Origin of the sequence: Paenibacillus whitsoniae (assembly GCF_003955665.1) — a bacterium.
Taxonomy (GTDB): Bacteria; Bacillota; Bacilli; order Paenibacillales; family NBRC-103111; genus Paenibacillus_E; species Paenibacillus_E whitsoniae.
Genome location: NZ_RXHU01000022.1, coordinates 285549 through 295484, shown reverse-complemented (window position 1 = coordinate 295484; position 9936 = coordinate 285549). Strand labels below are relative to the sequence as shown.

The following is a 9936-nucleotide window of genomic DNA, read 5'->3' as shown; positions in this document are numbered from 1 at the left end:
TGTATAAGAGACAGGGGAGAAGCTCAGGCGGCTTCTAATAGAAGTATCATTCTTGAAACGAATTGAAAGCGTTTTACGATTACAAGGGAGGGAAATGAATGGGAAAAAAAACCATGAGAAACAGTATCATTTTGTTTCTTATCACAGCGCTAATGATGATAAGCTTCGGAGTGACCGAAGCGGTAGGAACGCGTGTAGCCGAAGCTTCCGGCGCCAATCTGTTGGCCAATCCCGGTTTCGAAGCAGACAGCGCCGTAACCGCCACACCGACGGGCTGGCAGCGGATCACGACTGCGGGGACCGTCACGACGCAAAACACCGGACACGTCGGAACCTATTCGGTCAAATTGACATCAACAACGAAAACAGGCTCTTTTGATTCGCCTGCTGTAGGCGTTTACCAAACTTTCACCGGACTTGAGCAGGGGACCTACACCTTCTCGGCATGGATCAAGACGAGCGCTTACAGTGCTGCGGCATCGTCGGGGCCGGATACGACAGCCTATTTAGAAGCGAAAAATACAGGATCGCCGGCCATGCGCGCCTATCTCAACGGTTTCCCCAACGCGAGCGGCTGGGTACAAATCGTACTTCGCAACGTCATTTCTTACAATGGGCAAGCGACGATCGGTCTGTACTTGCAAAACGCAACGGCCGGCATGACGGTTTCTATGGACGACGCGTCATTCACACTTGAACTGAGTGACCAGAACCCGGTTCAGAATTGGGGCTTTGAGTCCAATTTGACGGGTTGGACGGCAACAGGCAGTGCTGTGATACAGTCCACAGGTGCGGACTCCGGGGTGAAGATGCTGAATCTTGCAGCAGGCGCCAAAGTCGCGCAAGCAGTGACGCTGAAGCCGAATACGAGTTATATCGCTTCAGTCAGAGGGAAGGTCGATTCCGCAGGGCTCGTCAAAATCGGGATCTCCGGCATCGCGAACGCAAGGAGTGCTCCTTCTGCGACCACCAGCTATTCCTTGCTGACTGTGGGCTTCGCGACAGGGGCAAATGAAACGCAAGGCACCCTGTATCTCGAGAACGCTGGTAACGTGGGGGCTTACGTTGACAGTGTAGATCTTTTTGAGTTGGATAATACGATCATGAAAGGTGTCGATATTTCCTACTTACCGCTGGTCGAGGATTACAACGGACATTATTCCGCCAATGGCGTGCGCCAAGATTTCTTCGACATTATGCAGAATCGGGGGGTTAACGCTGTACTGCCAATGATTTTTGTAGAAGCGGGCAATCTAGTCGGCGGTACGTACTCGATGCTCCCTGGGTATTTTGATAAAACACATACGATTGCGTTAGCGCAACGGGCAAAGGTGCACAACATGAAGTTCGTCGCTTCGTTCCAATACAGCGATGGCTGGATGAGTGCGTCCAAGGCATGGAAGCCGCTGGCCTGGCTGAGTCAAAGCACACAGCAGCTTCAAACTACGATGTACAACTATAACTATGATTTTCTGCAAAGCATGAAGGATGCCGGTGTCGAGCCTGCATGGGTGAAAATCGGCAACGAGGAAAACGCAGGGATCGTATGGGATGATGGGAAAATTTATTCAACGGGTCGGGCCGGTTATGCGAAGCTGATCAATGCCGCGTACCAGGCCATGAAGGCTGTATCACCGTCTATGCGAGGTTACTTGCACCTTAATAATGGTTATGATACCTCCTCGACGAATGCCTGGTTCGATGCAAATACATCGGCAGGTATTACTTGGGATGGTCAAGCTTATTCTTTGTATGGCGGAAGACCAACAGGCTCGCTCCCCAGCATGCTTAGAAACAATCTGGCAAAATGGCCAGATAAGGATGTCAATTTTGTTGAGACGGGTTTCAGCAATACCTCAGCTGACTACGGGCCACTTGCTAATGGCTCGAATCTGACGAACGGCTATTATGAAAAATCGGAGCGTGGCCAATATAACTGGCTTATCGATTATATGCAGGCGTTAAGAGATGCGCCTAATCCAACGAATCAGCAGATTGGTTTCTTTTATTGGGCGGACGAATGGATTGAAAAAGGCGATGGCTATGACGGTGCGAATAGTCCGTGGCTCCCTGGGCCAAAAGGACACCAATGGAGCAATGATGTAGGTGACCGGACGCTCTTTACGTATGACGGCAATGCTTTGGATGCGACCTATGCGTATTTGTGGAGAGGAAAGGCTGTAGCCAAACCACTTGGCGGAGAAGTCGCGTTCTGGGACAGCTCAGCCTCGTATGACATCACTTCGACAAGCGTAACCGGCGTTACGATGAGGGATAATACGCTTCAGGTTGTGGCAGGCACGAGCAAACAGCTTCTCGCGACCGTTGCGCCAGCCGATCAGATTACGAATTCCAACATGACTTGGACATCCTCCAACCCTGCTGTCGCTAAAGTGAATGCAGCGGGCATCGTTACTGGGGTTGCAGCTGGAACAGCGACCATAACGGTCCAAACGGTTGACGGCGGATTCACGGATACGAGTGTCGTAACCGTCACACCGGCAACATTGGCAGGCAGTATTACGCTAAGCAGCAGCAAGCTTTCGGGCGGCGCCATGGGGCTCAACATCGGGCAAACGGCCACGCTTACCGCTGCATTGCCTACTGCTGCGACCAACAAGGTCGTGAAGATTACTTCGTCGAATCCGAGTGTAGCCGGATTTCTCGGCGAACCGGTGCAGACGGCTCATCCGGGCACGCTGTATCAGCAAACCGACATCACGACGGATGTCACGGTCGTTGCCAAGTCGACTGGCACGGCGACGATTACCGTATCCGCAAATGACGGATCGGCTTCCCAATCGTTCCTGCTGACCGTTTCGAAGGTCCCGGTATCATCCGTTACGCTGGATACAACAAGTGTGAACCTGGAGGTAGGCAGGACCCAGCAGTTGACGGCAACGATTTCTCCGAGCGATGCTTCCTATCAAGGCATGTCATGGACATCGTCCAACTCGAGTGTGGCGACGGTGAGCAGCACGGGATTGGTGACGGCGATTGCTCCGGGAAGCGCGGCGATCACTGTGACAACAGATGATTTGGGCAAAACAGCCCAGGCAACCGTAACGGTGACGGATGTTAGAACGGCTTCGATTACGCTGAATAAAGGCTCGCTCCGCTTAAAAGCAGGCGACAGCGAAACGCTTACGGCGACAGTCCTGCCGGATGACGCCAAGGATAAAACGCTGATCTGGACGACAGGCAGCAATGCTGTCGTTACCGTGAACAGCTCCGGAACGGTTACAGCAGTGGCTAACGGGACGACGACGCTAACCGTCGCTGCGCAAGACGGCGGAGCCGCACCGGTCACCATCCCGATTACAGTGGCGAACTTCGTAAATGTGACGGGTGTCACCATAGCTCCGACATCTAGGACTGTTGAAGCAGGTAAAACGGCGCAACTGACTGCCGCCGTGACGCCGAGTGGAGCGGATAACACGAACGTCAGCTGGCGTTCCAGCGATCAGGCCGTGGCGGTTGTCAGCGCAACCGGTCTGGTAACGACGCTGAAAGCGGGAACTGCTGTGATAACGGCGACGACCGAGGATGGTGGCTATGCAGCCTCGTCCACGGTGACAGCAACGCAAGTGCTCTCGCAAGGCAAAAGCGTGACCGCCAGCCGTTCCGGCGCCTCCAACCCGGCGACGTACGCCGTGGACGCCAGCGATACGACGGCTTGGTCCACAGGCGGCTATCATCCTGGAGCGACGCTGACCATTGACTTGGGGCAGACGGCTTTAATCGACTCCACCCGAGTATATAGCTGGGCGGCGAGCGACTTCGCGGTGAGTGTATCGGAAGACGGCACGAACTTTACCAACGTGATCACGCATAACGATATTGTCAGTGCCTATGATACAACAAAGGCCTACAAGGTAGACACTACGGATACCTTCCCGGCAAATGCGTATGCGCGCTATGTGAAACTAACGGTGAACACGGTGCAAAAAGTAGGGACTGCCCAGCAATGGACCGGCATCTACGATTTTAAGGTGAATGGTAAATTCGTTGCGCCAGTGCAGTCCATCACATTGCAGAATCCGCCGACGAAGCTGGTGATTACTGATTCGACCCAGCTAAGTGCGGTGATTATGCCAGTGAATGCGGACCCGCGCTTGACGTGGAGCAGCTCCAATCCTGCTGCCATCACGGTCGATCAGAATGGCGTGGTTACAGCTGCCTTGTTATCAGGGGCGCAAGGGGAGATCGTTGATAACGCGCTAATCACGGTTTCAGCCAAATCTGGTGTTAATGCCAATCAGTCGATTGGGGTGAAGATACCGATTATTGTGGAAGGCATCACGATTCTTTATAATGGCACCACAGTGCCTGGTGATCAGCTGGGTGTTTTGCTAGGGCAGACGGCACAGTTGCAAGCGAGCATTTTCCAAGGAAATGCAGATTATAAGTCCAAGATTTGGTCATCCAGTAATCTGGCTGTCGCTTCGGTTAATCCGGCAACAGGTCTGGTTACAGCTGTTGGGGAGGGAAGCGCAACCATTACGTTGACGGTTGATTCCTACAAAAACCTTCCGGGCGGCGTAGAGTATGCATCTAGCATTTCTGTAAATGTCGTGAATACCCCGATCTCCCAGGGGAAATCCGTAACGGCGAGTCGATCAGGCGCTTCCAATCCGGCCGCCTATGCGGTGGACGGCAGCAATACAACAGCCTGGTCAACAGGTGGCTATCACTATGGTGCTACCCTGACGGTTGATTTAGGGCAGCGGGCGCTACTTAATGCAACTTCAGTGTATACGTGGGCAGCGAGCGATTTTGCCGTTAGCGTATCGGACGACGGGGTAACGTATACGAATGTATTAACGCATGACGACATCGTTAGCGCGTACGATACAACGAAGGCTTACAAGGTAACGACATACGATACGTTACCAGCAGGCGTGTATGGGCGTTATGTCCGCTTAACGGTGAACACTGTACAGAAAGTTGGCACAACCCAACAGTGGACGGGAATCTACGAGTTTAAGGTGTATGGGACGCCACAATAACGTTACAGGCCCCGTCGGTGAGTGTGTTCACCGGCGGTGTCTTTTTGAAAGTGTATCACAGCAATTCCAGAACAGGCGGGAGCAATCGTGCGCTCGCTTGACAGCGCTATACTTGAGATAGAACGAAAAGGATTTATCTATTAATGAGGACATGGATGAGTACGCAAGCGAAAGTGGAACTCCGTCGTCTGAAGGAGCAGGAGGCCCGGACGATTACAAAAACCAGATTTGGATCGATACGCTGATTATGGCCGGCATCTTCATGCTCCGCTTCGCTCTCTATGACCACAATGAGGCTTGCATCGAGAAGGCGCTGAAGCAATTCATATCCATATCGCGTGCCAATTCGATCTTCGTGCGACCTCTTTTACCATGGCTAACATTGTCTGGATGAGATGACACTTGGCGAGCATTGGGAGCGTGGCAACGGCTGGGCGGCTGTGAGTGTAATCGAACTGCTGGGGCTACTGCAAGATCAGCCTTATGAGATAGAGCGTTATGTAAGCTTATTCAAGTGACACATGGAAAGTACGTATAAGCTGAAAAGGGAAGACGGCTTACTTTGCACGCTTTTGAAAGGAGAAACGTCCTATCTGGAAATCAGCGCCTCCGCCTTGGTTGCGTATGCAACGCTTAAGGGGCATCGACTTGGCTATTTGGATGCGAAGTTCCGAGCTGGTGGTGAGCAGATCACGAATGAATTATTTACGCACCATCTGAGCGAGGATGGCTCAGTGCTTCATGCCTCTCGCAGTATACTAACGGCATTATGCTGATGCTGTTGACGAAGGCGATCGAAGGAAGATGAAGTTAAACAAGGTGTCCTGAAGCCGGCGGCTGAGGGGCTCTTTTTTTGTCGGCCAACCCCATTTCCTCCTAAACCAAAGTCAGTCGAAGACGCTGCAAAGCCCGTCACAGCAAGGGTTTCGGAAATCGGTTTGTGTCCTGAATTTAGTTTATTGTGCATGTTGACGTGCTCCCCGTATAGTGTGAGTATTCACGAACGACAGAAAGAAGGAAGGGATGCACATGGACCAAAGCGTTACACAGACGAAGTCGCAACCATCCATGCAGGTGGCCGTGAGGCGTCGACGGATTGCAGGATTTGTGAGAGATTATCAGCTTTATTTGTTACTCGTACTTCCAATCGCGTACTTTTTATTATTCAAGTATGTGCCCATGTACGGCGCGGCGATCGCGTTTCAGAACTATAGTATTTTTCAAGGCGTAACCGGCAGCGAGTGGATCGGGTTCGATAACTTCCGCGAGCTGTTCGCGATGAGCCAGTTCTACCAAGTTGTGCGGAACACGTTGATCTTGAACTTCTTGGATTTGGTGTTCTCGTTTCCGGCACCGATTGTGTTCGCGCTGTTGCTTAACGAACTGCGGGTTGTCTGGTTCAAAAAGCTGGCGCAAACGATTCTCTACCTGCCGCACTTTATTTCGTGGATCATTATCGGTGGTCTCGTCTATCAGATGTTTGCGACCAAAAGCGGTCTCGTGAACAATCTCATCGAGAGCATTGGGCTGCCGGCGGTTCCATTTTTAACGGAGAAAAATCATTGGCTGCTCGTCTACCTCGGTACTGGTATTTGGCAAAGCGCGGGCTGGGGAACGATCATCTATTTGGCTGCACTCACCGGCATTAACAAAGAGCTATATGAAGCCGCTGAAGTGGACGGCGCAGGCCGTTGGAAGAAGGTATGGCACATTACGCTCCCGGGCATCCGGTCAACGATTGTGGTGATGCTGATCATGCAACTCGGGCACATTATGACAATTGGCTTCGAGCGACCGTTTGTCATGAGCAACCCTCTTGTGATGGACTACGCTGAAGTGATCTCGACCTTCGTATATAAAGCTGGCTTGCAGTCGGCTCAATTCTCGCTGGCAACGGCGATGGGCTTGTTCCAAGCGCTGGTTGGGCTTATTTTCGTCGTCACCGCAAATTCGATTGCCAAGCGATTTGGCGAGCAAGGCTTATGGTAGGAGGAACCCACATGAACAACGCTGTATTGAAAAAATCAAAGAGCTTTCGGATAACCGACGCTGTCATCATGCTGGTTGTCGGAGCAGCCCTGCTGGTTTGTCTGCTGCCTTTTCTACACATTATCTCGATCTCGCTAAGCTCCAAACATGCGATCTTGTCTGATTTGGTGACAATTTTCCCGCGGGGATGGGACTTTAACGCTTATGGTATTGTATTTCAAGATACGAGAATGCTTTGGTCAATGGGACTGACGATTGTCCTGACTGTTACGTATACGACTTTGAGTATGATCATGAGTATTTGTGCGGCGTATCCGTTAACGAAGGAACGTCTCAAAGGCAGGAAATTTTTCATGCTGCTCATCGTTTTCACGATGTTTTTCAGCGGAGGCTTGATTCCCGAGTATTTGCTGGTGAAGCAACTGGGCATGTTGGATAGTCTGTGGGCTTTGATCGTGCCTGGCATGATCTCCGCGTTCAATCTGATTATTCTACGGTCTTTCTTTTCTTCGATACCCGCCTCGTTGGAGGAGTCGGCGTATTTGGACGGGAGCTCCCATATCGGGACGTTGACCCGGATTATTTTGCCGCTTTCCATGCCGGCACTGGCAACACTGTGCTTGTTCTATGCGGTATCCCGCTGGAATGGTTTCATGGATGCGCTCTTCTATATCACGCATGCTGAAATGTACCCGATCCAATTGAAGCTGTATCAGGTTGTGATGAATAGCATGGTGACGGATTTGACGGCTCAGGAAGGGGCTTCACAGATTGAGTCTGTGCCAGAAAGCCTGAAGGCAGCGAGTATTATGTTCGCGACGACGCCGATTCTGATTGTGTATCCTTGGCTGCAGCGTTATTTTGTGTCAGGAGTTATGATCGGCGCGGTGAAGGGGTAAACTGGTAGTCGCGGTTTTACCCTGTTATTGAGGATTGTACATCCAGTCATGATACAATACATGCAAAGGGGAGTTCGTCTTATGAAAATGATGCAACGTAAAGTATTGGGGGCTTCAACCGTTGTACTGCTGCTCGCTGGTATTCTGTCCGCATGTTCCGGCAATACCAAAGAAGCTGCGCCAAGCGCGTCCGCAGGAGCCACGGCAACCAGCAATGCAAGCAAGGAGCCTGTCACGCTGAAGGTGGAGGTATTCGATCGTGGAAATGCGCCTGCTGGTGCAGGTCCGGTGGACAATAACTTCTGGACGCAGTGGATCCAGAAAAACTTCGGCGACCCGAACAACATCAAGCTGCAATTCGTCCCGGTTCCGCGGAACCAAGAGGTCGATAAGCTGAACGTTCTGATGGCCTCCGGCGATGCTCCGGATCTCGTGTTTACGTATGACACGACGACAATCAATAACTATGTCAAAAGCGGCGGCCTAACCGATCTGACCAAGGTGCTCGACGAGAATGGCCCGAATCTAAAGAAATTCCTGGGTCCAGATGTCTTGAAGTACGGCATTTTCAGCGGAAAGCAATTCACGATCCCTGCGAAAAGAACGCTTCAATTCACCCAATCCTCTTACATTCGTAAAGATTGGCTAGATAAACTCGGTATGCCGGTGCCAAAGACGACCGATGAATTTTATAAAACGATGAAAGCATTTAAAGAAAAAGATCCGGGCCAAACCGGCGGTAAAGTCATTCCTTATGATTTCAGCACACTGGACAGCAACGGCATCACCTCGGCCTTCGTGTTGATGAACTCGTTCGAGAAGAAAGTGTCCGAAGAAGATAACTATGCACTTTCCACGTCCAACTTTATTCCTGAGCTCACGAAGCCGGGCTTCAAGGAAGGCGTGCAGTTTATGAATAAACTGAATGCCGAGGGCCTGATTAATTCTGATTTTGCCCTGGATAAAGACGGCAAAGCGTTCCAAAAAGATGTCTCCAACGGTCTAGTTGGCGCATTCACAGCCTTAGCTGCACATAACGATTTGATGGGGAACGGCCAAGTGTTCGATACGTTGAAAAAGAATGTGCCGGGCGCGGAATATGTGGCGATGGATCCGTTTACGAATGAAGAAGGCAAGTCGATCAAATCGATCTATGATCCGATCGGCGCTTACATCATGATTCCGAAATCCAGCAAGCATGCAGCGGAAGCGGTTAAGTACCTTGATTGGATGTCGAAGCCGGATGTGCTTTTTACATTGCAGAACGGGATCGAAGGTCAGCACTATACGATGGAGAACGGCTTCCCGAAAGCGATTACGACGGACGAGGCGAAGAAGACTTTCTATAACAACATTGATATCGCGATTATCAGCAACGGTAAGGATTTTGGATCTACGGAGAAAAATATTCAAGCAGCTACACTAGCGTTCCCGAACTATGCGGAATTGGCGAAACAAACGATTATCAATGGGTTAAAAGACGGCTTCACACTGCCGCGCTTCGATCGTCCGATTGATTCCGAGATTAAATTCGGCAAAACGATCAAGGATAAAGCGATGGAGACGGTCGTGAAGAGCATTCTGGCGAAGCCGGAAGACTTCTCCAAGACGTATGAAGCTGGAACGCAGGAATATTTGAAAATCGGCGGTCAAACCGTGATTGATGAGCGCAGAGCGGCTTATAAGGAAATGAAAAAGTAAGACATGGTTATGCGAAAGACGAAAGACGAAAGACGAAAGACGAAAGACGAAAGACGAAAGACGGACCCCATTGCTGCAATGGGGTCCGTCTAGTTTTGTATGCCGATGCTGGCGTACAAGATGAGGGAATGCCGGTAGTGACCGACATTCCTTTTTTTGTGCTAAACAGCCGAAAAAGCCCGCCGCATCAACGTTTCTGAAATTAGTTTATGCCCTGAAAAGAGTTTATTGTGCAACGATTCGCCGTCCGCGTATAGTGTGATTACCGTCACCGACAATGAGACTTTGGAAGCGTTTGCTAGCTCAAAGGTTTCTCCTAATGGTCGGTTAATCCCTCC

Annotated in this window: 6 protein-coding genes; all 6 read left to right on the top strand. The window is 51.0% G+C overall.

Annotation, left to right across the window (positions count from 1 at the left end):
* Positions 1–98: 98 nt before the first annotated feature.
* Positions 99–5009 (top strand): Ig-like domain-containing protein, encoded by a 4911-nt coding sequence (locus tag EJQ19_RS09015; protein ID WP_126140871.1) that lies wholly within the window; start codon positions 99–101, stop codon positions 5007–5009.
* A 151-nt stretch (positions 5010–5160) separates the two neighbouring features.
* Positions 5161–5403: a glycoside hydrolase family 88 protein gene (locus EJQ19_RS33030; protein ID WP_126140870.1), complete on the top strand. Its 243-nt coding sequence runs from the start codon at positions 5161–5163 to the stop codon at positions 5401–5403.
* 127 nt (positions 5404–5530) lie between these two features.
* On the top strand, positions 5531–5785 hold the full coding sequence (locus EJQ19_RS09005) for a glycoside hydrolase family 88 protein (protein WP_126140869.1): 255 nt from the start codon (positions 5531–5533) through the stop codon (positions 5783–5785).
* A 253-nt stretch (positions 5786–6038) separates the two neighbouring features.
* Entirely contained in the window at positions 6039–6998 is a 960-nt protein-coding gene (locus EJQ19_RS09000; RefSeq protein WP_126140868.1) for an ABC transporter permease, read from the top strand.
* An 11-nt stretch (positions 6999–7009) separates the two neighbouring features.
* Positions 7010–7897, top strand: coding sequence for a carbohydrate ABC transporter permease (locus EJQ19_RS08995; RefSeq protein WP_126140867.1), 888 nt, complete (start codon positions 7010–7012; stop codon positions 7895–7897).
* A gap of 81 nt (positions 7898–7978) precedes the next feature.
* A complete protein-coding gene (locus tag EJQ19_RS08990) occupies positions 7979–9598 on the top strand; it encodes an extracellular solute-binding protein (protein ID WP_126140866.1) in 1620 nt (539 codons plus the stop codon).
* Positions 9599–9936 lie beyond the last annotated feature (338 nt).